Source organism: Geomonas sp. Red276, from assembly GCF_054784495.1.
In genome coordinates this window covers 20,828-46,867 of record NZ_BLXW01000039.1, presented here as the reverse complement: position 1 = coordinate 46,867, position 26,040 = coordinate 20,828, and the positions used below count along the sequence as shown (strand labels likewise).

Annotated in this window: 24 protein-coding genes and 2 pseudogenes; 10 read left to right on the top strand and 16 right to left on the bottom strand. The window is 60.8% G+C overall.

The genetic code is table 11. The features are described from left to right. From ACYVL5_RS19995 to istA, 3 genes and pseudogenes are all read right to left on the bottom strand, one after another. Positions 1–247 (bottom strand): annotated as a pseudogene (locus ACYVL5_RS19995) (IS21 family transposase); the annotation flags it as partial. After that, the gene (locus tag ACYVL5_RS19990; protein ID WP_460597343.1) at positions 201–428 is read right to left on the bottom strand and encodes a Mu transposase domain-containing protein; all 228 of its coding nucleotides are present in this window, start codon (positions 426–428) and stop codon (positions 201–203) included. The pseudogene ACYVL5_RS19995 and the gene ACYVL5_RS19990, both read right to left, overlap by 47 nt. Continuing rightward, a pseudogene (gene istA, locus ACYVL5_RS19985) lies at positions 414–1,127 on the bottom strand (IS21 family transposase); the annotation flags it as partial. The pseudogene istA and the gene ACYVL5_RS19990, both read right to left, overlap by 15 nt. A 1,422-nt stretch (positions 1,128–2,549) precedes the next feature. Between istA and ACYVL5_RS19980 the strand changes: the two are divergent. The 3 genes from ACYVL5_RS19980 to ACYVL5_RS19970 all read left to right on the top strand — a co-directional run bounded on the left by ACYVL5_RS19980 (position 2,550) and on the right by ACYVL5_RS19970 (position 4,580). After that, positions 2,550–2,945, top strand: a complete 396-nt coding sequence (locus tag ACYVL5_RS19980; protein WP_460597341.1) for an HIT family protein — start codon at positions 2,550–2,552, stop codon at positions 2,943–2,945. Between the two features lie 2 nt (positions 2,946–2,947). Then, the gene (locus ACYVL5_RS19975) at positions 2,948–4,006 is read left to right on the top strand and encodes an HNH endonuclease domain-containing protein (RefSeq protein ID WP_460597340.1); all 1,059 of its coding nucleotides are present in this window, start codon (positions 2,948–2,950) and stop codon (positions 4,004–4,006) included. Positions 4,007–4,076: 70 nt separating this feature from the next. Then, positions 4,077–4,580, top strand: a complete 504-nt coding sequence (locus tag ACYVL5_RS19970; RefSeq protein WP_460597339.1) for a DUF6933 domain-containing protein — start codon at positions 4,077–4,079, stop codon at positions 4,578–4,580. 36 nt (positions 4,581–4,616) lie between these two features. Here the strand turns inward: ACYVL5_RS19970 and ACYVL5_RS19965 are convergent, their stop codons facing one another. After that, entirely contained in the window at positions 4,617–5,012 is a 396-nt protein-coding gene (locus ACYVL5_RS19965) for a helix-turn-helix transcriptional regulator (RefSeq protein ID WP_460597338.1), read from the bottom strand. Between the two features lie 308 nt (positions 5,013–5,320). On the opposite strand from ACYVL5_RS19965, the gene ACYVL5_RS19960 reads away from it, so the two are divergent. Together ACYVL5_RS19960 and ACYVL5_RS19955 are read left to right on the top strand one after the other, a co-directional pair. Next, on the top strand, positions 5,321–5,647 hold the full coding sequence (locus tag ACYVL5_RS19960) for a type II toxin-antitoxin system RelE/ParE family toxin (protein WP_460597337.1): 327 nt from the start codon (positions 5,321–5,323) through the stop codon (positions 5,645–5,647). Then, on the top strand, positions 5,640–5,966 hold the full coding sequence (locus ACYVL5_RS19955) for a helix-turn-helix domain-containing protein (protein ID WP_460597336.1): 327 nt from the start codon (positions 5,640–5,642) through the stop codon (positions 5,964–5,966). The genes ACYVL5_RS19960 and ACYVL5_RS19955 overlap by 8 nt, the downstream gene beginning before the upstream one ends. 132 nt (positions 5,967–6,098) lie before the next feature. On the opposite strand, the gene ACYVL5_RS19950 is transcribed toward ACYVL5_RS19955, so the two are convergent. Further along, on the bottom strand, positions 6,099–7,184 hold the full coding sequence (locus ACYVL5_RS19950; protein WP_460597335.1) for a hypothetical protein: 1,086 nt from the start codon (positions 7,182–7,184) through the stop codon (positions 6,099–6,101). A gap of 637 nt (positions 7,185–7,821) precedes the next feature. Between ACYVL5_RS19950 and ACYVL5_RS19945 the strand changes: the two genes are divergently transcribed. Further along, complete coding sequence (locus ACYVL5_RS19945; RefSeq protein ID WP_460597334.1) at positions 7,822–7,992, top strand: hypothetical protein; 171 nt, start codon at positions 7,822–7,824, stop codon at positions 7,990–7,992. Here ACYVL5_RS19945 and ACYVL5_RS19940 read toward each other — a convergent pair. Beyond that, positions 7,971–8,339, bottom strand: a complete 369-nt coding sequence (locus tag ACYVL5_RS19940; protein ID WP_460597333.1) for a surface-adhesin E family protein — start codon at positions 8,337–8,339, stop codon at positions 7,971–7,973. The two genes, ACYVL5_RS19945 and ACYVL5_RS19940, sit on opposite strands and share 22 nt — an antisense overlap. A gap of 284 nt (positions 8,340–8,623) precedes the next feature. Between ACYVL5_RS19940 and ACYVL5_RS19935 the strand changes: the two genes are divergently transcribed. After that, positions 8,624–9,304, top strand: coding sequence for a fibronectin type III domain-containing protein (locus ACYVL5_RS19935; RefSeq protein WP_460597332.1), 681 nt, complete (start codon positions 8,624–8,626; stop codon positions 9,302–9,304). Between the two features lie 755 nt (positions 9,305–10,059). On the opposite strand, the gene ACYVL5_RS19930 is transcribed toward ACYVL5_RS19935, so the two are convergent. From ACYVL5_RS19930 to ACYVL5_RS19920, 3 genes are all read right to left on the bottom strand, one after another. After that, complete coding sequence (locus ACYVL5_RS19930) at positions 10,060–12,603, bottom strand: cation-translocating P-type ATPase (RefSeq protein WP_460597331.1); 2,544 nt, start codon at positions 12,601–12,603, stop codon at positions 10,060–10,062. 126 nt (positions 12,604–12,729) lie between these two features. Continuing rightward, a complete protein-coding gene (locus ACYVL5_RS19925) occupies positions 12,730–13,008 on the bottom strand; it encodes a TFIIB-type zinc ribbon-containing protein (protein ID WP_460597330.1) in 279 nt (92 codons plus the stop codon). A gap of 771 nt (positions 13,009–13,779) precedes the next feature. After that, entirely contained in the window at positions 13,780–14,496 is a 717-nt protein-coding gene (locus ACYVL5_RS19920) for a cytidylate kinase-like family protein (protein WP_460597329.1), read from the bottom strand. A 242-nt stretch (positions 14,497–14,738) separates the two neighbouring features. On the opposite strand from ACYVL5_RS19920, the gene ACYVL5_RS19915 reads away from it, so the two are divergent. The 3 genes from ACYVL5_RS19915 to ACYVL5_RS19905 are packed head-to-tail and all read left to right on the top strand — an operon-like array spanning position 14,739 to position 17,648. Next, positions 14,739–15,371 (top strand): cobalamin B12-binding domain-containing protein, encoded by a 633-nt coding sequence (locus ACYVL5_RS19915; protein WP_460597328.1) that lies wholly within the window; start codon positions 14,739–14,741, stop codon positions 15,369–15,371. After that, positions 15,368–16,420, top strand: coding sequence for a uroporphyrinogen decarboxylase family protein (locus ACYVL5_RS19910; protein WP_460597327.1), 1,053 nt, complete (start codon positions 15,368–15,370; stop codon positions 16,418–16,420). The genes ACYVL5_RS19915 and ACYVL5_RS19910 overlap by 4 nt, the downstream gene beginning before the upstream one ends. Then, the gene (locus ACYVL5_RS19905; protein WP_460597326.1) at positions 16,413–17,648 is read left to right on the top strand and encodes a DUF1638 domain-containing protein; all 1,236 of its coding nucleotides are present in this window, start codon (positions 16,413–16,415) and stop codon (positions 17,646–17,648) included. Before ACYVL5_RS19910 ends, ACYVL5_RS19905 begins: the two co-directional genes overlap by 8 nt. 566 nt (positions 17,649–18,214) lie before the next feature. Here the strand turns inward: ACYVL5_RS19905 and ACYVL5_RS19900 are convergent. The 7 genes from ACYVL5_RS19900 to ACYVL5_RS19870 form a co-directional block, all read right to left on the bottom strand. Next, positions 18,215–18,526, bottom strand: coding sequence for a hypothetical protein (locus ACYVL5_RS19900; protein WP_460597325.1), 312 nt, complete (start codon positions 18,524–18,526; stop codon positions 18,215–18,217). 91 nt (positions 18,527–18,617) lie between these two features. Then, the gene (locus ACYVL5_RS19895) at positions 18,618–20,000 is read right to left on the bottom strand and encodes a cytochrome C (RefSeq protein ID WP_460597324.1); all 1,383 of its coding nucleotides are present in this window, start codon (positions 19,998–20,000) and stop codon (positions 18,618–18,620) included. 56 nt (positions 20,001–20,056) lie between these two features. Then, complete coding sequence (locus tag ACYVL5_RS19890) at positions 20,057–20,374, bottom strand: hypothetical protein (RefSeq protein ID WP_460597323.1); 318 nt, start codon at positions 20,372–20,374, stop codon at positions 20,057–20,059. Between the two features lie 46 nt (positions 20,375–20,420). Further along, positions 20,421–22,076, bottom strand: coding sequence for a DUF3373 domain-containing protein (locus ACYVL5_RS19885; RefSeq protein ID WP_460597322.1), 1,656 nt, complete (start codon positions 22,074–22,076; stop codon positions 20,421–20,423). 94 nt (positions 22,077–22,170) lie between these two features. Beyond that, positions 22,171–23,598, bottom strand: a complete 1,428-nt coding sequence (locus ACYVL5_RS19880) for a sigma-54-dependent transcriptional regulator (RefSeq protein ID WP_460597321.1) — start codon at positions 23,596–23,598, stop codon at positions 22,171–22,173. A gap of 77 nt (positions 23,599–23,675) precedes the next feature. After that, on the bottom strand, positions 23,676–25,502 hold the full coding sequence (locus ACYVL5_RS19875) for a cytochrome c3 family protein (protein ID WP_460597342.1): 1,827 nt from the start codon (positions 25,500–25,502) through the stop codon (positions 23,676–23,678). A gap of 190 nt (positions 25,503–25,692) precedes the next feature. Continuing rightward, a complete protein-coding gene (locus tag ACYVL5_RS19870; protein ID WP_460597320.1) occupies positions 25,693–25,908 on the bottom strand; it encodes a hypothetical protein in 216 nt (71 codons plus the stop codon). Between the last annotated feature and the right edge of the window lie 132 nt (positions 25,909–26,040).

The following is a 26,040-nucleotide window of genomic DNA, read 5'->3' as shown; positions in this document are numbered from 1 at the left end:
CGAAGACCACGTGGTGGTCGGGGTGGACGGTGCACTCCTTCCAGGTCGGCAGGTCGAAGCGCGATTGCGGAAGCGGCTGAAGCGCCTGCAACTCGTCCCTCTCGAAACGTACCAGCGGCGCCTCGTGCGTCGTGCCGTGCGGGCGCTTGCCGATCTCCTCCCGGCACCAGATAAGCGCCTTCTCGTTGGCCTCGGCCAGGTCAGCGTAGCTTCTGCCGGCGACCAGTTGCTGCCTTACGACCGGCATGCAACGTTCCACCTTCCCCTTGTGTTCNACCTCCGCGCACCCAGACTTTTTTCCCGACGAAGCGAGTCGGTACGGAGTAGTAGCTCTTCTCGAAGACCACGTGGTGGTCGGGGTGGACGGTGCACTCCTTCCAGGTCGGCAGGTCGAAGCGCGATTGCGGAAGCGGCTGAAGCGCCTGCAACTCGTCCCTCTCGAAACGTACCAGCGGCGCCTCGTGCGTTGTGCCGTGCGGGCGCTTGCCGATCTCCTCCCGGCACCAGATAAGCGCCTTATCGTTGGCCTCGGCCAGGTCAGCGTAGCTTCTGCCGGCGACCAGTTGCTGCCTTACGACCGGCATGCAACGTTCCACCTTCCCCTTGTGTTCAGGGGTGCGCACCTTGGCGGGATCGGCGACGAAGCCGAAGTGACGCTCCAGTTCCGCATAGGCCCGGTTGATGGTCGGGTCGTACAGGTCGGGTTTCGCGACTCCGCTCTTGAGGTTGTCAAGGAGCACGGTGGCGGGAACTCCGCCGAAGAACTGAAAGCCCAGGATGTGGCAATCGAGCCAGGTAGCAACATCCTGGCGCTCCACGAACCGGACGAAGCGGTGACGGCTGTACGAGAGGGTCAGTACGAAGGCCCAGACTTTGGTGCGCTTCCCGCCGAGGACGATCTTCACCTGGCCGAAGTCCACCTGGGCCTGCGAGCCGGGCGGAACCTCGATACGCACCGTCACATCCGGCTGGCCCGGTGCGATCAGGTTGACGTAACGGTTCACGCTGCGCTCGCTGAAGTGGTGCCCCGATTCGGACAGAAGCCGCCAGACCTGCCTGGCGGTCATGTCCGGCTCGGTCAAAAGCTCCTTGATCCGGTCGTGGTGCACGGCGATTGCNGAAGTCCACCTGGGCCTGCGAGCCGGGCGGAACCTCGATACGCACCGTCACATCCGGCTGGCCCGGTGCGATCAGGTTGACGTAACGGTTCACGCTGCGCTCGCTGAAGTGGTGCCCCGATTCGGACAGAAGCCGCCAGACCTGCCTGGCGGTCATGTCCGGCTCGGTCAAAAGCTCCTTGATCCGGTCGTGGTGCACGGCGATTGCATCACGTGCCGGGGCGACAGCCTTGGCCCCGGTGACCGATGCCAGTACGGACAGGGCGATGGCGGCGACTTCCTCGGCACTGCTGACCATGGTCAGACCGGCGGCCGTGGCCAGTTCCAAATACTTGCGTAGGGTGGGGCGGGTGATGCCGAGGCTGGCAGCGATCTGGCTCTTGTTACGCCCCTGCTGCCACTGATACAGCACTTCACTGATCTCAATCATCGGTATGCTCCTTCTTGCCATGAGGTCTCCTGCACGGAAATGATTCGCACAGGGTAGAAGGAACTCCGCTGATCGCTAAGTGGAAAATGAGGTTGGCGACGGTTGCAGCCAAACTGGAAAATTAGGCTGGCGACGGGGGTGGAAAATTCGGTTGGCGACAACCCCCTTCAAACTGGCAAATTACCATGGCGNCGGTATGCTCCTTCTTGCCATGAGGTCTCCTGCACGGAAATGATCCGCACAGGGTAGAAGGAACTCCGCTGATCGCTAAGTGGAAAATGAGGTTGGCGACGGTTGCAGCCAAACTGGAAAATTAGGCTGGCGACGGGGGTGGAAAATTTCGTTGGCGACAGCCCCCTTCAAACTGGCAAATTACCATGGCGGCCGACACCGAATGACGTGATAACTATGTTTTTGGACGTCGCACAGCTGTCTTGAGGCGTTTGTGTAACTAATTACTCGGTAGGTATCTCGATGGCCGTGAATAAACCTGAGATTGCTAGCAGTCCAGCGGCAAGCGGACCGGCAGGAAGCCCCTTCGAGGCTCAGGTAGGCGCACACTATCTGTTAGCAATGCTGATCGGCTCGGAGCCATTAGGGTTACCTGGGACGATAATCGACCGTGTGGAGTTCCCACGTGCCGCAGAGGGCCGCCCACTAGACGACGTTATTGGGTGGCACCTCTGGGGTCGCATCTGTAATATTTACTTTTTCAACTTCTCAAGCGCGACAATTTCTCTAAGACTCTGTTTCTAGCCGTTTCGGCCAACAGAATGTACCACCAGTAGCTCCCAGAGCTGTATCAAGTATGGGACGGCAGAGCGTTGTGCGGCCACGCCGAAAGCTAATAGCTGAATTTATCTTTTAAGAAAGGTATGGCAATGAGCAGGCCGGATGGGAGGCTCGCGAGAAGGTAAATTCTTTGACTTTACCTTTTGCATGTCCTAATCTGCGGCCGTCATATATGAAGCCCAATTCTTTTCGGATGGTGATCTGCTGCCATGCATGATGGAATATCGTCATCACTTTGCCCATTCTGCGCCCTTGATCCCTCCCGTATCGCGGCGAGTAATGAGCTTGCCGTTGTCATCCTCGATGGTTTTCCCGTATCCCCCGGGCACACGCTGATCATTCCCAGACGTCACATAGCCTCTCTTTTTGAGGCGACAGAAGAGGAGAGGGCGGCATTATTCTCTCTACTTGGGGAGGCGCGTGAACTGCTTCTGCAAGAACGCTCCCCCAATGGCTTCAACATCGGGATAAATGACGGAGTTGCTGCCGGGCAGACGGTTATGCATCTCCATATCCACCTCATCCCCCGCTACCTGGGGGATATGCCTGACCCGCGTGGCGGCGTGCGTTGGATTTTCCCCGCCAGGGCTGCGTACTGGAAATAGCAATGGCGAGACCGTCCGCTGAAGAACAGCTGCAGTTTTTGTCGAACTTGCAGAGACTTTTGGACGAAGGCTCTTTCGTCGCCACCTACAAATTTGCCCTCATCTTGTCCCTTGCCGACTTTTCAGTGAAATACGGCTCCGACGACGGCGAGTCTGTGCGGCTCACAACGCGTGACATCGCTGAGAGCTTCATCGAGTATTATTGGCGACAGGCCGTCCCTTATGTACATGATGACGCAGATTTGGAGTTGCGGTTGCTAAAGCACAGCACCGGTAATCAACCGGTGATTTTGAACCGCATCGTGGAACTCCATGCTGCCTTCAGTGGCTCCCTCTCAATAGCCAGGCGGCAAGTCGTCTTGTGGGAAGCGCTTGTCCGCAGCGTGGCACAGACCATTGCCAGCATGCCCCTCTGGAAGCTGCAGGTCGTCGGGCGGTCCACCTTGCCCTTTCTCTACGTTCAGCATGGCTCCGGAAGCAGGATCGATCTTCTTCCCGGCGTGGTCTTCAACTTTCGGCGTTTTTACGACCTGATACGAAACATGGTGCAGGGCGCCTGGACCCGACATGTCAGGCGCATCAATAAGGACACCCTCGGCAAGGCAGATCTCGCGGAATTTCTCTTTGGTGCGGAGCGAACGGCCCAGCCGGGACTGCGTTCGCTGCTGAAGGATGTCCAGGTGGACAGCTGCTTTTATTGTAGTGGACGGCTGAGAGAGGCGGGGGAGATTGACCACTTTATCCCTTGGGCTCGTTATCCTATCGACCTCGGGCATAATTTTGTGCTGGCCCATACCACCTGCAACAGAAACAAACGCGATTACCTGGCCGGCCAGGAGCATCTCGAACGGTGGCAATTGAGGAACTCCAACCTTGGGGCTTTACTCGCGCGGGAATTTGACGACCGCGGTATTCTGCATGATATCAATGCCACAAAGCGGATCGCCTTCTGGGCGTATGACCAGGCTGAGAATTCAAGGTCGAATTTGTGGCACCAAAGCAATATCGTCTCCCCGATCGAGGACAAGTGGCGGCAGGCTTTCGGTGGCACTGGTCTGTGAAGCCGGTGGCGTCCTTTGGGGCAAGTCTTGTTTGTTAATTCTCGGAGACGTGTCAAGGGGGAGCTGATAGATGATTTTCCACTGCACTAAGGCGCTTGCAGCCAAGCTGGCTTCGGTGTCACCGTCGCCGCTGGGCGATAGTAATCCTCTCGGCTCTTGGCATGCGCATCTCCATGTCATCGACCGGCGGCAGTGCGTCATGTTTTGCCACGACAGCACCCGTTTTGTACTCTTCGAGGCTGGCCTCAAGAAAGAAGAGTTTCATAACCTGGGACTACTTCATAAAAAGCTCTACTTGGCCGTACTTATGTCGATGGGAGTCTCTGAAGCAACTCTCAAGCGGGTTGAGCTGGTGATGGGGCCTGCTCAGTTTGATACGGTAACCGACCGGTCAGTGCTCGGGACGTTGAATCAGTCCCGTGGTGAGTTTGATTACTTCATTTCCGGTTACAGCAACATCCTGGAAGTTGATCCCATCATGGCCGCGAAGTGGTTCAACAAGAGGCCACTGACCGCCAGGGGCAAGTGGTTGTGGCCGGAAAAAGACATGCTTGAACTAATTGGCTCATTGTAGGCCTGCCCCAGGCATCTTGTGTGGTGATGGGTGTGCTTATGTTTCAGCTCCCTCCTCGGGCGCGATAACTGCGCTGAGATCGACTTTGAGGCTGCGCGCTATCTTTTGCAGGAGCTGGACCGATGACGTCCGCTTCCCGGATTCGATCTGCGATATGGCGGCCGGAGTCACCCCGCAAGATTTGGCCAGCTCACCTGCGGAGATGCCACGGTATTCCCTCCAGACCCTGACAGGATGCTCGCCCTCAAGCAGCCGATCGATTACCTCCACCGGTATGGCCTCCTCGTCGCCGGCGGCAAGCGCCGTCCTGGCCGCATCAAACTCCTTCACATCCGCCAGCATCTCGGCATCCTCCAACAGACGGCGGTATTCCTGATAAGGGATCACCGCGTACTCCGGTTTGCCATCCCTCTTGATGATTTGCGGTTTCATCGATAGATTCCTCCCCGCGGACCGATATCGACCACCAGAATTATCATTTGCCACGTATTTCGTAAAGCACTCACCACGTTTCCTCCGGCGGAAGGCAACCAAGACAGGCCGGTATCCGGCACTGGTTAACGCATAACTCCGGAAGATGTAGTTGACGGGCAGACCACCAACCATGAGCCCACGTCGGCTGATCGGGATTATGCTCTGTGCGGATAGCCCCCATTTGAGCAGCTGGCGGGAAACGAGTGTCTCGGCGTTGTCACTCACCCAGAATTGACACGTGTTCTCAAATTTGCTAACCTTTGCCCATGAATTTCACCATTGAATATTTTCACGCTCGAGTTCTTGCCGAGATCGAATCTTGGCCTGACGGTATCCTTGCTGATTATGCGAGGATCATCGAGTTGTTGATGGAGTTTGGGCCAAACCTGCGCATGCCACACTCCCGATCAATGGGTGGCGGAGTTTTTGAGGTACGACCGCGGGGGCGAGAAGGAACCGGCCGGGCATTTTATTGTTTCGTGGTGGGACGGCGGATTGTCGTTCTGCATGCATTCATCAAGAAATCACAAGCCACGCCGGATCAGGAGTTGAAGATAGCTCGGAAGAGGATGAAGGAGGTTCAAAATGGCTGACTTAAAGTATGAACCGGTACCGCATGACCACAAGGCATTTCTAGAAAAAGCGAATAAGAGGGAGGAGTTCAGAAATACTTATGAGGGCCTGGAGGAGGAATATGCCCTGGCAAAGGAGATGCTTGCGGCTCGGGCGCGAGTAGGGCTTTCACAAGAGGCCGTCGCTGAACTGATGGGAACGACAAAGAGTGCAGTGTCGCGATTGGAAGCTATCGGTAAACATGCACCTTCTGTGGCAACTCTCAAGAAATACGCTCAGGCCGTAGGTTGCCACCTTGAAATCAAATTCGTTCCGGGGCATAGCAAGCAAGAACCTTAACTGCCACCCTGTTGCTGGGGCGGGGGGCGTTACTCGGATGGCTCCCTCTGGAATTCCTGCACGATGGCGTCGGCAAAATCCAGTAGGTCGCCGAGCCGGTTTTCGATGACGTCCACCATCAGCTTTATATCTTCACAAAGCAAGTTCAGGGGGGGGACTGGCCTGCGCATGAACCTGGTCAAGCGCCGCCTTTTCATCGGGACGGGGTAAAACATGCCCCTGACCTTGCGCCCCTTCCCTCCCCTGGAACTGGATCTCCAGCCGGCAGGTAATGGCATACACGATGGGGAAGGCGCCGTCGGCCTGGCGCGGCCAGGAGACCTGGGGCTCCACCTCGTAAAAGAGCCAGGGCATCCAGAAGTTGCGCCGGTAGCGGGCCGAGATCACGTAGGTGTTAATCCAGTCATCAACGGCGGTCTGGCCGAAAATGCTCCCCCCCACGGTGATCGCGCTGCGCGAACTGAGCTCGTGGAGCAGGGCCAGTTCGCTACCCCACTCCATCGCCCCGATTTCCTGGGATACCGTACCCGAGTTGGACCAGCGAAGCAGGCTCTTCGGGTCGAGGGAGCGCTCCAGGATCAATTCCGTCGTTTCGCCGAGCCCCGCCTTGCTCTTTACGAAAAACGTTTCCGCCATGCGTGCCAGAGACAGCTCGCTGATTCGGTAGGCGTATTGGTAACGGGCCCGTGTGAACAGTTGGATCGGGATGGAGAGATCGATACCTGCTCCGAGGAAGGCGTAGGTGGTCGGCGTCCGGCGCAGCTGGTAACGCAGTTCGGTGTTTACGAACCGGGCGGGCTGGGTGGTACGGTCAAAACCGGGGTTGCCCGGATCCTGGGGGAGCCGGGGCGAAATGGGATCTGGCTCCTTCTCACCGGAGATGATGAGGTTCAGCCGGTTGTCGAGCCGCTTGAGGGCGATGTCCGCCCGCACCGTGGCGCCCGGCGCGAATTTCCCCCCCTGTTCCCATCGCAGCGAATTGCGCCAGACGAGGTGGTACGAGGTTCCCGGCGCCTTTTCCATGTTGGGGGTGCCGAAAAAGGTGTCCAGACGTACCGTTTGCTGCAAAATGCCCGACTCCACACGGTCGTGCGCGGCCTCGGCGGTTTTCCCCAAGGCCCGGATCTTGTCCGCCAACTGGTCTAAAAAGGTGGGGCCGGGGAGGTAGGCTTCCGGGGGGAGGAGGCTTGGGCGGGCCGCGGGGCGCGGTTTGCCCAAAAGTGGTACACTCGCCCCCTTCAACCCTGGCTCCGGCTGGAAAGGAGTGCTCCCCGTGTTCGCACCTCCTTCGCCCTGGGCACGGGGAACGGGAGCAGATGACGGAGTCTCGGAGGGGGGCGCGAGTTGGCTTTGTTGTCCCGGGTGGGGCGGTGAATGGGACGGCGCCGTTTGCATTGGCGGTGCCGGTTGTGCCGCAACCGGAGAAGAGGCTGATGGCAGAGCGGGAGTCGGGATCTCCTCGGCGCGGGCGGATTGTATCCTCAGCCCTGCCACCACCCAAAACGCGCCGACGATTACCGACAAAAGCAAACGCTTTACTTTTGGCGGTTCAGGTAGTGCCCGCCTCTTTCCGATCATACATCGCTCACCGAGAGGAATCGTCCATCAATCGCTACGCCCTGAATGGCTGAGGGTGAGTTTAGATGTAACGAACTGTATTAGCAACCGTGAATCATCCTCCTTCTCCTTGTTGCCAAGCGGCTCCGCTCTTGTCGAACACCACCTTTGGACAGAGCGATACAAATATCAAGTAGGTCCCCTCTGAAATTCTCTGCCATTCATGGCGGAAAGAAATTGCAGGGCATGCCAGAGCAGGAGTTGAAGATAGCTCGGAAGAGGATGAAGGAGGTTCAAAATGGCTGACTTGAAGTATGAACCCGTACCCCATGACCATAACGCATTTCTAGAAAAAGCGAATGAGAGGGAGGAGTTCAGAAAGGCTTATGAGGGCTTGGAGGAGGAATATGCCCTGGCAAAGGAGATGCTGCTGGCTGGGCCTTTACCTCAGTGGCATAGCAGCTTGTAGGTGGCTTCGTTGAGGGAGCCGGGGGAAAGGGGATACTCCTTCGGGGAGCGGTAATGCTTTCGTGGGGTCAGGAACTCGCCCGCCGTGTCATAGGGATACTCTGCGACGTCATAGAGCCGGTGTTTCTGGCAATCGGCGGTAAAAAGGAGCTTCACACCTCCCAATCCGGACCGGGGGGTGACGTAGTGCCAGCGTACCCACACCGCCGGTTGGCCGTGATAGGGGGCGAAGGACAGCAGGTCGAACGAGGCGGCGACCTGCCGGTCCTTCCGGTACAGTTGCCAGTTGGCCTGAGCGGCTGTTGACGTCGACACCAAGACGATCACCACTATCCATAGTCGAAGCATCGCACACCATCCTGATTAAAAGAGAACTTCTACTTCCCCCCGTCAGTAGGAGCCACCTGACTCTCCAATCCATTATTTTCCAGAACCGGAAAACATACATTCATTTGCTGACCTCCCCTCGGTATTGTCGCATAGGTCCAAGATGCATTCAATAATTTGAATGTCAAGAAGAGGCAGCGGCGGTGGCCATTTTTTCAGGAGCGCTTGACAGGACTCATTGATGTGTTTTAATGCCAAGCAGTGCCTGTTCGGAGACTCTCGTACCTCGTACAAGGAGACCTACTATGGCAACCAACCCGTTCGACCTTATCGAGCCCACCTGGCGGTCACTCGGCCATCTCGAGTACGGCTTCTGGATGGTGCGATTCGGGGAAGCACTGGCGAAACACGAGGACCACCAAGGGGAAAACGCCATTCCACGCCCCCTCGCCGGTGGGGCACAGATCATCGAGGGGGGGAACCAGATGATCGGTCTGGCCAGGGCGGCGGAAGGGGGTGACCGCTTCCGGAAGGCCGAGCTGGACGCCTATCGGCCCCAGGCTGACCTCCTGGTTTCGGCCACGGTGAACTGGGTGGTCACCAGGTCGATCGTGGAAAACAGGCCGTCGGTCAGGGGGAACCTCCACCTCGAAGAAAAAAAGAGGGAGAAGAAGCTGCTGAAGAATCCGGCGCCGCTGGGCGTCACCGCGCCAACCACCCCCAAGGTGAAACGCTCGGACAACCACAGCAGCATAGTCTACGTCAGCGTCGGCAGGATCCTAATGGCCTCGATGTACTACGTGCAGATCTGCCAGGGCGACCCCACCGATCAATCGGCCTGGGTCGACGCGGCGCAAGCGGACAGCTGCCGTAACATCGAGATAAAGGGGCTCACCCCCGGCGCGGTCTACCATTTCCGGGTCAGATGCTACGGCTCCGGCGTCTACAGCCCCTGGTCCCAGGTGGTCACCGTCCGCGTCCTGTAATCCCGCCGCAAAAAGAACGGCCCGAAGGGGCCCGGAGGCCCGGCAGAGGGGAAACGGGTACAGCCGTTCCCCCTCTGGCCGGGTCTTTGCGTTCCCACTTCACGTTCCCGCCTCGAAATTTCCCTTTCCAAGCTGAAGTTATCCACTTCTCTCCGGAAGTTTCACTTTTCGAACGAAAGTTGATCACTTTTCCGCGGAAGTTAAACTTTCCGAACGGAAGTTAACAACTTTTCTGCGGAAGTTACACTTTTTAGATGAAAGGTGACAACTTCTCTGCGGAAGTTTCACTTTCTGCGCGAAAGTGCATAACTTTCGAACGGAAGTGATTAACTTCTGCGTGAAAGTGCATAACTTTCGTTTGAAAGTGCATAACTTTTGCTCGGGTGTTAACAACTTTTGCGCAAAAGTTTCACTTTCCAAATGGAAGTTAACAACTTTTGTCCGAAAGTTTTAACTTCTGAACAGAAGTTGATAACTTTTCTCCGAAAGTTTCACTTTTCGAACGGAAGTGAATAACTTTTGCTCGAAAGTTTCACTTTCTGAACGGAAGTTGATAACTTTTGCGTGGAAGTTTCTCTTTTCGGATGGAAGTTAACAACTTTTTTTCGGAAGTTTCACTTTTCGAACGGAAGTTGATAACCTCTGTTCCAAAGGGTTGATTTGCTTAGGGAAGGGGGGGGCTTACAACCTCCCTCACCCGGCCTTCGGCCACCCTCTCCCCCGAAGGGGCGAGGGTGGCCGAAGCTACGCCACCGTTACTGCCTCCCCCGGCCCTTCATCTGTAACTTTTTAAACAGTTCAAACCACAGCACACTCAGAAGACCGGCGGACGCCGATATGGCGACATCTACCGGATGTACGGCACTGAAACGGAATACTTCCCTGGCCACGGGAATGTTCAGTACTACGGCGAGAAATGCCAAGGCCCCCCCGGTGACCCACCACTGGGCTGAATTCGGTGCCCTCAAGATGGAGCCTATCGTTGCCGACCAGGATCGGTTGGTGATCATCAGCCCGAGGTTGGCTATGATCAACGTCATGAACGTCAGGGTCCGTGCCTCGTACTCTCCCTGCCCACGGTTGAGACAAACGCCGAACACCGCCAGCAGCACCAGCAAGACGCCCAGTCCCTGCAGAGTGCTCAACAGGAGAACCATTTTGCTGAACAGCGGCTCCTGGGGCTTTCGCGGCGGCCGGTGCATCGCGGAGGGCTCGGCCGGCTCGACTTCGTAGACGACGGAACAGGCGGGATCGATGATCAGGTGGAGAAAAGCGATATGGATCGGCATGAAAAGCAGTGGCCATTTGAAGAAAACCGGGATGAGCGACATGCCGGCAATCGGCACGTGGATGGCCAACAGATATGCCATCGCCTTCTTGAGGTTGTCGAAAATCCGCCGCCCCATCCGGACGGCTCGGACGATCGAGGCGAAGTCGTCATCAAGAAGCACAAGAGCGGAGGCCTCACGGGCCACGTCGGTACCTCTTCCGCCCATGGCTATGCCGATATGGGCAGCTTTCAACGCCGGCGCATCGTTGACCCCGTCGCCGGTCATGGCGACGACCTCGCCATTGGCCTTGAGCGCCTGGACCAAACAAAGCTTCTGTTCCGGGACGACGCGGGCGAAGATGTTGACGGTTTTCACCCGTTCCCGTAATTCACCCGCCTCCATGCGAGCCATCTCGTCGCCGGTGATCACCTGGTCCGGCTCCCTTAGCCCGATCTGCCGGGCGATGCTTCTGGCGGTGCCGGGATAATCCCCGGTGATCATCACCATTCTCATGCCGGCCCGGTAGCAATCCTGCAGGGCTCCGGCCACGGTAGGGCGCACCGGGTCGGCAAAACCGATCAGACCCAGGAACTCGAAGGTGAAATCGTGCTGCGCTCCCGGCAACCCCTCCTCACGGAAGTACGAGCGGGCGACCCCCAAGACCCGCAATCCATCGTCGGCCATTTTGGTAACCGCCGCCATCATCTCCTTCTGCTCGTTTTCCGCGAAATGGCAAAGGTCGAAGACCGCCTCAGGCGCGCCTTTGGCGGCTATCACATAGGTTTCACTTTTCGCAGCCCGCCAGACATGGGACATGGCAAGCAATTCCGGCGAGAGCGGGTATTCCTTTTCCAGGAACCAGTCGCCGTGCAGATGCTCGGTGTGCGCGAGGAAGGTATCGCCGAATTCCTTGATCGCGCGCTCCATGGGATCGAAGGGATCCCGCTGGCTGGCGAGGATGCTGAACTCGACGAGATCATGAAAAACCTCGGGAGGCAGATCCGTGCGGAAATCGCCAACGTGGCAGAGGAGGCCGTCGGTGTGCAGGGCCGCGACGGCCATCCGGTTCAGGGTCAAGGTGCCCGTCTTGTCCACGCAGAGCACGGTTGCCGAGCCGAGGGTTTCCACTACCGGCGATCGCCGGGTAAGGACCTGGGTTCGGGAGAGCCGCCAGGCTCCCAAGGCGAGGAAGATGGTAAGGACCACCGGCAGTTCGTTGGGCATCACTGCCATGGCCAGGGTGAGACCCGCCAGCATACCGTCGAGCCAGAGGCCGCGGGTGAGACCGTAAGTGACGATTAGAATCGCACACAGAGCGGATACCACCGTGGCAAGGATTCGCACCAGCCGGGCGGTTTCTCTCTGGAGCGGGCTTTCTTCGGCCGTTACCGTCTGTAAAGCAGCGCCGATTCTTCCGATCGCGCTTTGTCGGCCGGTCGCGGTGACACGGGCCAGCCCCTGGCCGCTTACCACCAGCGACCCGGAGAATACGAAGGGGAGGTCGTCGCCGCCAGGCTGGAGAAGTGGGGAGGACGCATCGCCCGGCCGTTTCCTCACCGGGGCCGATTCTCCGGTCAGCAGCGATTCATCGGAAGCGAGGTTGGTGCAATCGAGGACCAGGGCGTCGGCCGGGACCCGGTCCCCCTCCGCGAGAACGATGATGTCGCCACGGACGACATCGCGGCCTGCGATTCGTTTCTGGACACCATCCCGAATCACCAGTGCCCTGGGGCTGGAAAGATCCCGGAGCGCCTCCAAGGCCCGCTCCGTTTTGCTCTCCTGGTAAAGCGTGATCCCCATGACGAAAAAGATGAAGGCCAGCAGCATCAGGGCTTCCTGCATGTCCCCAACCAGCAGGTAAACTGCGCCACAGGCCGCCAGCAACAGGAACATCGGTTCCCGCATGACATCGAGGGCAATCCTGAGGTTCCCGCGTTGCCCGGAAGAGGGGAGGTCGTTGGGGCCTTCCTCGCGGAGAATTTCCTCAGCCTCGAGCGACGTCAGTCCGGCGATGTTGTGGAGGTCCATTGTCCTTCCCCCCTGTTTTTCATGGGAGCCCCGTTCATCTCTGGCGGGCAGGTCAACGGCACCTGCCCGCCAGTCATCTTCTCACCCCATCCGCCCCACCTCGAGGGGAGGGGCTGCGTCCGGCGGTCAGTCAAACAACTCGGACAGCCACGACTTTTTCCTGTGGTAGCCGTGCGATCCGTGGTGGTCGTTATGGTGGCCGTCATGACCTTGCAGGCCGTACCCGTCATGCTGGGGGCGCCGTTCGGGGGGATATGGGGTGGCGTAGCTCTGGGAACGTTCGAGTATCTTGTCCAACTCTCCGCGATCGAGCCAGACGCCGCGGCATTCCGGGCAATAATCGATTTCCACGCCATTGCGATCGGCAATTTTAAGGTCAATTCCTGTGCAGACGGGACATTTCATAGTGTATCTCCTTTGCGGTGGCGGTCTTCATGCCCGGGACAAGAGGGGCACGACGGTTGCCGGACCGGGCAACGATCGTTGCCTACCCCTGCGGGTAACATGAGACCGGTGCGAGGACGATGAGCCGCTTGCGGCATTTTCCCCATCCTGCCCCCGGTCGCCCCCTCTGAAGAGGAGTGCGCGGCTGGCTGGGCGGAAAGAGCGGCTTGTGGGCGACTTCAGGAGGACATGCTCAACGATGACGTCAGGCGGAGGGGTTGCGGTTTTTCGGGGGGACGTATATCTCGGAAGATACCTGCGGGAGGACGGCAATGAGCGCCGGGATACGATTGCGGGAAATGGCGGGGGAGTAGGCGACGGTTGAAAGGGGCGCGAGTTGGAGGTAATCGGCGCAGCAGCAGCTCGTTTCACAACAGTCTGCTTCGAGTTGAGGTGGGCCCTGCTCGGGAGAGAATAGCTGCAGCTGCACCTCTGAATCGGTGGCCGCGTGAAAGTCCGTGCACGGGTGAGCAAAACAGGCTACCGGAGTCAGTAGTACGACCATTATGAGCAGTATGGCTGTCAGGCTCTCGCGCATGCCCGTAACATACCAAAGTTTTCAAAAAGGGCAACAGCTCTTTGCGTTCCCAAAAGAAGCCGGCTGCCTGTGAGGATTACCATGGCTAAAAGTAAAGGCACCCGGTTTATGCCGAGTGCCCATTGCATTATTGTTGGGCGCCGCCTCTGGCCGACCTCCCTCACCCGGCCTGCGGCCAATGACTCGTCATCCTCTCATCTGGAGGGGGGAGTGTCGGTCGGGAACATCACGTGGGTCATCAGGGCCACGATCTGTCCGGCGGGGCATCTCGCGTTGTTGAAGACCAGGTGGTAGAGGGTCGGGTCGGCGATGTCGCGCCCCAGGAAGTCTTTCAGGAAGGCGTCCCGCTGCCCCTGCCGCTCACTGATCAGATCCTGCGCCTCGTGGGAGGGAAGCTTGGTCCGCGCCATGACGCTACTCACCTTGAACGTCATGGGGGCGACGATTCTGAAATGGAAGCAGTTGGCCAGCTCCTGGGTCAAGATCGCCGCTCCGCGCCCCACCAGGATCACGTTCCCCTGCTGCGCGAGCGCGAGGATCTGGCGCGCCAGCAGCCGGTAGTAATCCTTGTCGCTCTTCCAGCGCGGGGTAAAGGTGGAGAGCATGTCGTCCAGGAAGCGGTTACGGCTGCCGATGTTGGCCAGCACCTCTTCGTTGACGCGATTATCCTGGGCCACCGCCTCCAATAGCGCCCGGTCCATGACCAGCCAGGGCGCGCCGGTCCGCTTTTCCAGCACCGCCTGCAACTGCGCCGCGACCGGATACCCCTGACAGCCGTACTCTCTCGTCAGGGTGACGGTCGGGCGCAGCCTCTCTCCGGCTAGGCCGTGTTCCTTCAGGTTCCTGCGGGTGACTTCGATGAGACTGCCGATTCTTTCTTCGATGGAAGGGATGAGCATTCTGTCTGTCATGGTCGCCACCTGTGCTTGACCTGAGTTGGGTGTCAGGATGATCTGTGAGTATAAGTAGGCACTCATTTTGGTCATAGTCAACCGCCGCCGCGGCGATTTTTTGCCCCAGCTTCAGATCCGCACCTGCGCGGCTGCTCTCAAGACACGCAGCGGATGGGATAGTGCCTTGACAACAATACTTTAACTGGGAAAGTTACATATCGAGGACTTTTCTATGGCAGTAGCGTTGCGGGAGGCTGAGGATGAAAGAGTCAGTTGCCGCATTCAAGAACGCCCTGCTCGCCCTGGACCGCGTTTCCGCGCAGGAGGTGCTGCAGGAGTCGATCGATAGGCTGGGGGTGGTGCCGACCCTGGAAATGTTGATAACCGCCTCCCTGACCGAGATCGGCCGCGGATGGGAAGCCGGAGAGCTGGCACTCTCCCAGATCTACATGGCGGGGCGGATCTGCGAAAATCTGATCGAGACCTTCCTGCCGCTCGGGGATCCGGGCCGAAAGAGCCAGCCGCGGCTCGCCGTCGCCGTTTACGAGGACTACCACATGCTCGGCAAGCGGCTCGTGCATTCGGTGCTGCGCTCGGCGGGTTACGAACTGCGCGATTACGGACGGGTCGATCTCGACTCCACCCTGCGGCTGGTGGCGGAGGACCGCGTCGAGATACTGTTGCTCTCCGTGCTCATGCTCCACTCGGCGCTGCACATCACCGAGTTGCGGCACCGGCTCAACCTCGCCGGCCTGCCGGTCAGGATCGTGGTCGGTGGCGCACCCTTTTGCTTCGACCAGGGGCTGTGGCGTGAGGTAGGCGCCGATGCGATGGGGCGTAACGCCTCGGATGCCGTCACGATTCTGCAGGAGCTGACCGGAGGTGGCCGATGACCGCCATGACCTCGCTGCAACGGGTATTCGCCACCATGGGCAACCGGGAGCCGGATCGCGTTCCCTACTTCCTCTCCCTCACCATGCACGGGGCCCGGGAGCTGGGGCTCAGCATCAGGGAGTATTTTTCCAAGGGTGAACTGGTGGCCGAGGGTCAGCTCCGCATGCGGGCGAAATACGGCCACGATTGCCTGAACGGTTTTTCCTATGCGCCGGTGGAGGTGGAGGCCTGGGGCGGGGAGGTCATCTTCAGCGATGACGGCCCCCCCAACTCGGGCGCGCCGCTGATCCGTTCCCCGGAGGAGATCCCCCGCCTGGCCCCCCCCTCGATCGCGGATTCGCCCTGCCTGCGGGAGGTGCTCAAGGCCCAGCGGATCATGAAGTCCCGGGCCGGCGACGAGGTTCCTATCGTCGGCGTGGTGGTCTCGCCTTTTTCCGCGCCGGTGATGCAGATGGGGTTTGGCCCCTACCTCGACCTTATCCATGAACAGCCGTCTCTGTTCGAGAGGCTGATGGCGGTCAACGAGGAGTTCTGCGTCGCCTGGGCCAACGCCCAACTCGCCGCGGGAGCGACTTTCATCTGTTATTTCGATCCGGTCTCGTCGACATCGGTGGTTCCCCGGGAGCTGTACCTGAAGACCGGCTTTCCGGTGGCAAAACGCACCATCGCCCGCATAAAAGGGGCGACCGCGACCCACCTTGCCTCCGGCCGCTGCCTCCCCATCGTCGGGGATATTGCCGATACCGGCACCATGGCCATCGGGGTGAGCGTCCTGGAGGATCTGCAGACGGTCAAGGCGGCCTGCCGCGGCAGGCTCACCGTGGTAGGGAACCTCAATGCCATCGAAATGCGCCACTGGAGCGATGAAGAGGCGGAAAGGTCGGTAAGGGATGCCATCGCGGCGGCCGGGGCCGGGGGCGGGTTCATCCTGGCCGACAACCACGGGGAGATCCCCTGGCAGGTGCCGGAGCCGGTGCTCTACGCCATCGCGGAGGCCGTGCGGAGGTGGGGACGCTATCCCCTGACCCAGGTGGCGGAACATGGCTGACACGATCGACCTTTTGGTCTGCGAGAACTACCTGGAGGAGGCGAGGGCGGTCCTTGCGTCGGATGACGTCTTCGACGGGGTAACGGTCCGCGCCTTTCCGAGCCGCTGTGGCCGTCCGCCTCTGTCTCTGGAGGAGGCCTCGCACGGCCTTCCCGCCGGCGCCGAAGCGGATGTCGTCGGCGATTCCTGTCTCGCGCTCCTGCGGGATGCGGCCGGCAGCGGCGCTCCCCTTCGCCTTCACATCACCACTCCCTGTTTCGCCATGTTCGCCGGCCGAGGCGAGGTGGAAAGAGCGATAGGGGAGGGCGCCTACCTCCTGACCCCCGGCTGGCTTGCCCACTGGAGGGAGCGGATCGCATCCTGGGGCTTCACCAGGGAAGGGCTGCGGGGCTTCCTGCTGGAAACGGCCAGGAAACTCGTCCTGCTGGACACCGGGGTGGGCGAGGAGTCGTCCACTCACCTCAAGGAATTTGCGGAATACGCCGGCCTTCCGTATGCGGTCGTCGACGTCGGTCTCGACCACTTCTCCCGCCTGCTCACCGTCATCGTTCTCAAGCGCAGACTGGCAAAGGAACGGCTCAACGCCGAGGAGACGGTCGCCAAACTGAGACAGCAGTGCTCGGATCACGCCATGGCCCTGGACCTCCTCGGCCGGTTTAACCGCATGCAGGACGAAGAGGAAACCATACGGCTGATACTCGATATCTTCAACATGCTGTTGGCGCCAAAGGAGCTCTCCTACATCAGCTTCGCGGAAGGACAGCCGCTGCGCACGCACTCTTTGCGGGCCGGGTGCGGCACGCCCGACGAGGCGACCGTCCGGCGTCTCGCCGATTTCGCCGGCAATCACTGCTGGAAGGAACCGGGCGGCGGCCTGTTCCGCGTCGTCCAGGATGACGAAACCCTCGGCCTGGTCATCGTCGACGGGATCACCTTTCCCGAATACCGGCAGCACTATCTCAACATGGCGCTCACCGTTTTGATGCCGGTCTGTGCCCTCTCCGTCAAAAATGCACGCAACTTCGAAAAGTTGAAGCGGTCGGAACAGGCGCTGCTTGCTCTCAGCAAAGATCTGGAGCAACGGGTGAAAGAGAGAACCGCCGAACTGGAAAAGAACAACGAACAGTTGACGCTCATCAACCGTTTCCTGGTCAACCGGGAGTTGCGCATGGTGGAGCTGAAGGAGAAGATCCGGGAGCTGGAGGGAGGGAGGGGGAAGGGGCAGTGACGGCTAAAACCTCCCTCACCCGGCCTTCGGCCACCCTCTCCCCTGAAGGGGCGAGGGTATATTGGTCGGCCGGCGGCCACCCCCTCCATTGAAGGGGCGAGGGATGCTTACTTTGGGGGGGGCCACGGGTTGCAGGAATACGTTGGCGACGTTTCCTCCCTCACCCGTTCTGTTTACCACCGGGTTCACCGCTTCTCTGCTTTGTACTTTTGCATCCGGATACGCCATGACGCTACCTCCCTTCTCCGTGTCCCGTGGCAGAGCCCGGGACACGACGATGTATCTGCCTTGACCATCATAACAGAGGGGCATTCTTACATGCAAAGGGCTCGAAGACGGGGAGTCGCAGGTGGAAAAAGCCGATCGGGGGACCATCTCCCGCTGGGACCGACACTCCCTCTCCTTCGAGAAGAGGCGGGGGGGAGGACGGGGCAGGGGAGGGGGCGCGTAGCGGAAGATCTTCGCTGATCGGCAAAAAAAATCCCCCCTCGCAAGGAGGGGGGCAAGAGGAGTGCTTCGAGAAAAAGGCACCGTGGGCAGCGGTGCCCGGGCTGCCTTGCGGCAGGTTACTTGTCGGAGTGGCCGACGGCGCAGGTAACGGCCGACTGGTCGGGCAGGGGACTTGCGTCACCCTGGCCATTCGCTGGCGCCCCCTGTTTCTTACCCAGGCACCGGGTGGCCTTGGCGACCGCCTCCTCGTCGCCGGGAGGGTAGAAAGCCGCCATCCTTCCGCTCCACGACTCCTTGTAGATCATGTACCTGGTGCATTGTTCGTGCTGGCCGAAGCAGAGCTTCTTCTTTATGTACTCGGCCGCCTGAGGGAATTCCGCCATGTTGTCCTTGAAGAACTGACAACAGTCGTGTAGTTCGCATGCCATCGTCGTCACCCAATCGCTCCGCCGGGAGCTGTTGGCCCGTCCGCCCCGCACCGTTGCTGTTGCCGGTGCGGGAGGGCGGGACCGGAACGTACTACCACTCTTCCTTCTGCTTCTCGACGAGCTGCTTCAGATAGAGCTCGGGAGTAGTCAGCCTGACGATTTCCTTGTCGGTGTACCCGAGGTTCTTGAAGTTAAGCACCCCGTTCGGCGCGTGGCAGTTGGCGCAGGAGAGGGCCTTCCCCTTGGTGACCAGGTGGTTGGAGCCGAAGTAGATGGTCTGCCAGCCGGGGACCGCGCTTTTCGCCACCTGCTCCGGGTTCTTCAGCCCGAGGGTGCGGGCCGCCGACTCGACGCCGCCGCGGGTGTCGCCGCTTGCCATGGGGGGGGCGAAATCCATGGAGAGGAGCTCGCCGGTCTTGGCGTTATAGAAGGCCTTCCCCTGGAAGATCTTGAACGGCATGATCTTGCTCTTGCCGTCCTTGCGGCTTCCCTTGGGGCCGATGAAGTGCGGGGTGTTGGCCACCGTCCCGTTGTACCAGGCGTAGACCGGGGTGGTCTCGTTGGCCTCTTTTTTGAGCGTGGTCGGCTCGTAGAACTTGTCGGAGGTCTGGGTCCAGACGGTGAAATCCTTGGCGAAGGCGCCGCCGGTGCGGGGGATGTGGCAGGTCTGGCAGGCGATCTTCGCGATGTGGCGGTTGAGGTCGGCATCCTTGTGGGGCTTGTCGCCGTGGCAGGAGGCGTCCGCGCAGGTGATCCTCACCCCGTCGTTGGCCCAGTTGTTGGGGTCGAGGCCGGTGGGGATCTTGTGGTGCTTGGCCTTGTGGCAGTCCACGCAGACCATCCCCTTGGCGGCATGGACGTCGGTCTCCTTGGTGAAGGAGAAGCCGCGCTTGACGACGTAGCCGCCGCCGGCGGCCTCGTGGCAGACCATGCAGTTCTTGACGCTCGGCTTGCCGATGGCGAGGGCGGCCTTGGTGCTGCGGTCCTGCCCCATGACGATGCGCCCCTGCTCGTCCTTGAACGGCTTTCTCTTGCTGTAATCGTAGTCGCTGGAGTGGCAGACCAGGCAGTCGATGGCCTTCTCCGCCTCGGGGCCGGTGCTCCCGACGTCGCTTAAGTGGTTGCCCGGGTGGCAGGTGTTGCAGCCGGAGAACTTGGTCTTGCCGGTCTCGGGGCTCTTCGGGATCTCCTTGAGGTTATTGACGATGTCGTTGCCGTTGCACATCACGTAGATGCGGTTCTTCATCCCGTACGGTTTCTTGGGATCGATGCCGTCGACGTTGGTCACCTTCGAGGCGTGCTTCCAGTGTACGGTGTCGAGGAAGGCCTTGGCGGTGCCGGGATGGCACTCCTCGCAGGTCTCGGGCCCCTGGTAGCCGCTCTTTTCGATGCTCTCCCGCCCGAAGTGCTCACCGGCCATGGCGGTGGACGCGACGAGGACGAAAGCCGCCGCGATGATGCTTGTTCTGGTCATTTGATTCCTCTCTTTTTAAGTAGGCCCCGCGGCCCGTGCCGGCGGGGCATTGAATGCTAGCAGCCGGCCGTCTTCTTGAAGAGCTTGGAGACGTTCTTCCCGGCGGTGACCTCGTACTTGCAGCGGATCTCGTCCCCCTCGACGATGCGGTGGTCCTTGAACTTGTCGAGGGTGAGTTCGTCGTTGACGGTGACCACCACCGGGGTGCCGGAGCCGTTGTCCTTCACCGTGGCGGTGGCGCTCTTCGCGTCCTTGCCGGCGATCTCGATCTTGGTTATGACCCCTACGAACTTGACCTCTTCCGCGCAGGCGGAGCTCGCAAGGCCTACGGCCACCACCGCCGCCAGAACCATCGTGGATATCGCTTTTTTCATCTCGTTCTCCTTTTTCCGGGCTCCCTCTCTCGGGGCACCCGTCCCGTTAGAATTTCACTTCGAAGGTGCCGTAGATGTCGTGCGCGTACTTGACCGGGGTCAGCATCATCATGTCGGAGGCGCTGATCGAGGAGATCTTGACCGGTGCCCCGACCCAGTTGTTGCTCCCGGTGTACTCGAAGTCGTAGTACTGGTAGCCGATCCTGAAGAAGGCCTTGGAGAGGTAGGAGGAGACAGCCTTCATGCTAAGCCCCTGGATCAGGTAGGCCTCGTAGACGTTGCCGCGGGTACCCAGTTTGGAGGTCCAGATGTCGTCGGCGGCGGGGGCGAAGGTGATCCAGTTCTTGGAGCCGTGGTTGTACTCGAAGCCGAGCTTGGTGTCGGTCGGGGTGTAGTCGTAACGGGCGCCCAGGTAGGCGGCCCAGCCGGTCTTGTCGTTGGGTGCCTCGGGGCGGAAGAACTGGCCGGTCATGAGCCCCTGGAACCCGGCGCCCGCGGAGACGTTGCTGTTGGGGTGGGTGACGCTCAGGCCGGCGTCGCCGAAGAAGTTGAGCTTGCCGGGGCCGATGTCCTTCAGGGTGCTCATGGCGCCTGCGCCGTACCAGTCGATGGAGCCCAGGTTGACGGTGGGGGCGGTGTCGCCGAAGGCGGTGTTCTTCATGACCGGGAAGTCGAAGATGTCGAAGCCGCGGTTCCACTGCAGCCAGACCCGCAGGGGATCGGTGTCGACCGGGACCACCGCCACGCCGAGCATGTCGGTGTCGTTCAGGCTGTTGCCCGGGTTCTCGAACCCGCTCTCGAAGCCGCGACCGTAGCAGACCTTGGCGTAGGCGCCCGGGAGCGCCTCGATGTCCGGCGCCCAGCCGATGGTCATGCCGTCGAAGGCGTAGTCGACGAGGAGCGCGGGGGTGCCGCCGTTACCGGGGCGCTCGTCGTTGGTGCGGAGGTTACCGGGGGCTCCCCCGGTGGAGGGGCGACGGCCGACCGAGAACCAGACCGGCTGGTCGGCGATGTTGGACCAGGTCGCGTAGGCGCGGTCGACGTTCAAAAAGCTCGAGGAGGGGACGTGCCCGAGCGTCCCGTCGAAGACGCCGGTCCGGTCGGCGAAGAACGGCGTGGAGCCCGCGTTGGTGACCGAAGAGTCGTCCTGGGAGCCGAAGGCCTTGTAGGCGAGGAGCCGGACGTTGACGGTGACGTCCTTGGTCGCCTTGGCGTGGATGTTGAGCCCGAGCCGGTTGGTGTAGAGGGTGTCGTTGTTGGGCTTGTAGGCGGGGACGACCTGGGCGAAGTTCTGGAGCGCCCCGAGCATCGCCTGGTTGTTCCCCAGGAAGGCGTTGGCCGCCTGGTAGGTGGTGGCCCCCCTCATCTGGGTCGCGAAGTTCTGGAAGGCGGCGACCTGCGGCCCGAAACCGGCCGGATCGTTGAGAAAGCCGCTGTTCATCTGGCTCTGGGCGAAGGAAAAGGTCTGGTTCACGTCGGTGTAGGGGGTGGTGGCCCCCCGCAGGCTGTCGATCCGGAAGCGGTAGTCGCCGCTCACCGACAGCCACCGGCTGAGCGATTTCTCCTCCAGCCGTTGCACCTTCCTGGTCAGATCCTCGACCTTGGTCTGCAGCGCCTGATCGTCGGCCAGGGCTGCGGCGGGGACGGCCAGCGCCACTACCAGCGCCCCCAACAAGAGTTTCCCTACGGTGTTCCTTTCCATGTCTCTTTCTCTCCCTCTTTCTCACTGCTGGATGACCGCGCCGGCCGGCCCAACCCGAAGGGACGGCAGCCGCGGGGTGTTGGTAGCGGTGGCCTCAGCTTCCCGAGGCCGGATGATTCCCGGATCCCTCTCCGAGCCCGTGCTTCTTCATCCGGTAGCGGAGCGTGTCCCGGCTGGTCTTCAAAAGCCTCGCCGCTCTCGTCTGGTTCCCCTCGCTCATGGCGAGCGCCCTCTGGATCATGAGCTTTTCCAGCTCGTCGAGGGCGATGCCGGAGGGGGGGAGCTCGATGGTTTCCCCGGCCGGCCGCTCCCCGCTTACCCCCTTCCGCTCCATCGGGCGGGAGCCCTTAACCCCCCTGATCTCGGCCGGGAGCTGGTCGGGGGGGAGGACGTTCCCCGGCTCCAGCATCATCAGCCGCTCGATGGCGTTACGGAGCTCGCGGACGTTGCCGGGCCAGTGGTAGCCGGCCAGGCAGGCGAGGGTGGCGGGCGAGAGCGCGGCGACCTTCCTGCCGTACTCCGCGTTGAGCGATTCGATCATGTACTGCACGAGCGGCTCGATGTCCTCCGCCCGCTCGCGAAGCGGGGGGAGCTCTATGTGCATCACGTTCAGGCGGAAGAAGAGGTCGCCGCGGAACTTCCCTTGCGCCACCATCTTCGGGAGGTCCTGGTGGGTGGCGGCCACGATGCGGACGTCCGCCTCCACGTCCTCGCGCCCGCCGAGCCTCCTGAAGCGGCGGTTCTCGATGGCCTTCAGGACCTTGGCCTGCATGGGTAAGGGCATGTCCCCGATCTCGTCGAGAAAGAGGGTCCCCCCGTGCGCCGCCTCGAAGAGCCCCTTGTGCAGCCGGGAGGCGTCGGTGAAGGCGCCCCTCTCGTGGCCGAAGAGCTCGTTTTCCAGAAGGTTCTCGGGAATCGAGGCGCAGTTCACCTCCACGAAGGGGGCGCCCGCCCGGCCGCTGTGGCTGTGGATCGCCCTGGCCACCAGTTCCTTGCCGGTGCCGCTCTCCCCGGTGATGAGCACCGTCTTGGCGTCGGCATCCGCGGCGGCCTTGATCAGCTTGAAGACGCCGATCATCTTGGGGGAGTTGCCTATCATCTTCCCGTGCCCTACGCTCCTGCGAAGCTCCGGCGCGCTTTTTTCCTCCCCGGCCTCCCTCTTTTCCAGGGTCCGCCGCACCACCTGCCTGACCAGTTCCAGGTCGAAGGGCTTGCCGAAGAAATCCTCCGCCCCGTCCTTGAGCGCCTGCAAGGCGCAGTCGGCGCTCGCGTGGGCTGTCATCATGATCACCCGGGTCTCCCCGTTTATCCCCTTGACCCGCCTGAGGAGCTCGAGCCCGTCCATGTCGGGGAGGGAGATGTCGAGCATGACCAGCTGCGGCCGGAAGCGCTCGAGCTTCACGAGCGCCTCGGCGCCGGTCAGGGCACTCTCCACCTCGAACCCTTCCCGGCCGAGCAGCGAGGCGAGCGACGAGGCGATCAGCCTCTCGTCATCGACAATCAGAATGCGGTCCTTACCCACGGTCGTCCTTCCTGGTTGATACTGCGGGGGAGAGTCGCCCCTCCCCCGCCTAAACCGGCTGCTCCGCATCTGCCGCATCAGTGGGGGGCGATGAAGGCGTAGGTCATCATGCAAAGGAGCGCAATGCCGGTGAAAAGGGCCAGGAAGCCGAAGGCCTTGAAGAAGAAGTCGTAGAGGGGACCGCTGGATTTCTCCGCCTTGAAGCGCTCGGTGATCCCCTCCTCTTCGTACCGTTTCCACTGGTCGCCGCGCTCCTCGATGAACTCGTGCTTGGACATCTGGCCGTTGAAGATGACGAAGTCCATCGGGAATTTCTCGGGGCGCCCGTGGGTGTTGAAGAAATGGACGGTGAAGATGAAGCCGGTGGCCAAAAGCGCCTCGTCGGAGTGGACGATGGTGGCCACGTTAAAGGCCCAGCCGGGGAGGAAGCTCCCGAAGAACTGCGGGAACCAGAGCATGAGGCCGGAGCCGCCGATGGCGAACATCCCCCAGAAGACCGCGATGAAGTCGAACTTCTCCCAGTAGGTCCACCGCTCGAAGGTGGGTTTCGGGCCGCGGAAGAGGAACCAGCGGACCATGCCGGTCACGTCTTTGAGGTCGCGCAGGTTCGGGCAGAGGGAGTCGGGGCCGAACAGCCGCTGGAGGAAGTTCCCGGGGAGGTCCTTGCGGAAGAAGAGGAAGTGGATGGACATGGCCAGCGCGGAGCCGAAGTAGACCATGGTGATGCCGGCGCAGATCCGGTGGATGAGCCCCGCGTTGGCGCTCCCGCCGTAGAAGTACATGAGCATCTTGGCCCAATCCTGGCTGCTGAATTTGAGCGGGAGCCCGGTCATGGCGAGGCCTAAGAAGCTCGTGATGACCAAAAGGTGGAGGAAGATGTGGCGCCTTGAGAAGCGGCGGTACTGCTTATGCCCGTCGTGCACCGCGTGAAGGAGCTCCCCGCTCTCCAGGGCCGCCTGCTTCTCGCGGTTCTCGATGAAGCCGCGGCAAAGCCACAGGAGGGTATGGAGCCAGAAGACGGCGAAGGTGGAGACCAAAAGCCCGGTCATGCCGATGAAGGTCCAGTAGAGGACCGGGTACTTGTCGCGGTCGGTATGCTCGCCGTGGGGGTAGTACTGGGTGAAGAGGAAGGTCGCCTTGCTGTGGCACTTGCGGCAGGTGTCCACCAGGTTCTTCGGATTGACGGTGGAGCGGGGATCCCTTCCCGGGAGGACGGCGTGGGCGGTGTGGCAGTCGGTGCAGCCCGCCACCCGCTCGGGATACCCCAGGCGGTAGTTCTTGCCGTGGTAGCTCTCCATGTAGGTCTCGACCGCCACGTTGAAGACGCCGTTACGCTCCATCATCTTGCGGTCGCTGTGGCAGCGGAGGCAGACCTTGGTGTGGAACTCGCTGTTGTTGCTGCGGCCGTTTCTGGCGGTCACCGCCTTTATCTCGTGCAGGTTGTGGCAGTCGTTGCAGGCCGCCGAGTCCTGGTTGCCGGAGGCCACCGCCATGCCGTGCACGGACTGCCGGTAGACGGACTCCTTGTCGTGGCACTGGATGCACTTGGCCACCACCGCCCGCTTGTCCTTTTTCCAGTAGGTGTGGGTGTGGATGTCGGTGTGGCAGGAGGCGCAGCCGATGTCGTGCATCATGTGGACGCTCGCGTAGTGCTCGGCGGCCTCCTTCTTGTGGCAGCGTGCGCACTGCACCTTGCCGACCTTGATCTCCCCCCTCATGTGCCGGGCCAGGTCGGTGATCTCGACGTGGCAGCTGTTGCAGGCGTTCTTGCCGTGCACGGAGGCCGCAAAGCGCGAGGCCTCGATCTTGTCGCCGTGGCACCCGAGGCAGGTTGCGGGGTCGATGGCCATCCCCTGCTGGGCCCGGGCCGGGGTGGATACCGCCAGCGATACCGCGATAATCATTGCAATGTAGATGAAACGCACACTTCTCTCCTGTTGCCGTTATTGGGCGCCCGGGGCGCTTTTTACCCGCCGGCGGGCGCACTGCTGCCGTCGATTGCTGCCGCAAGGGCGGCCGGCCCCCCCTCCCGTGCCACGGAGGGAGGAGGCTCGGGGGGAGGGGAGGCCGGCCACGATGTTTAAGTAAGTTTGGTTACCGGTTCTTGGGGGCGAGCAGGTGGTAGGAGATGGCGCCGATACCGGGGAGGAGAAGGGTCAATGCCGACCACCTGAGTTTCTTGGGCTTTTCCAGGGTCTCGTTGAGCGAGATTTCGTAGAGGGTGTAGTAGGTGGCGAAGAAGAGGAAGATGACGAAGAGGACGCCGCAGGCCAACATGAGTCCGAACTTGATGTTCTCCAGTTGATGCATCTTGCTAACTCCTTTGTGTGAAACACCTTATTGGTAACCGTTTGCTCCTCGTTCATCACGCCGTAATCGTCGGTTTACCCATGCCTTACCTCCCGTTTTCGACGCCGGATGTTACGGCCGGGTAACACAGTC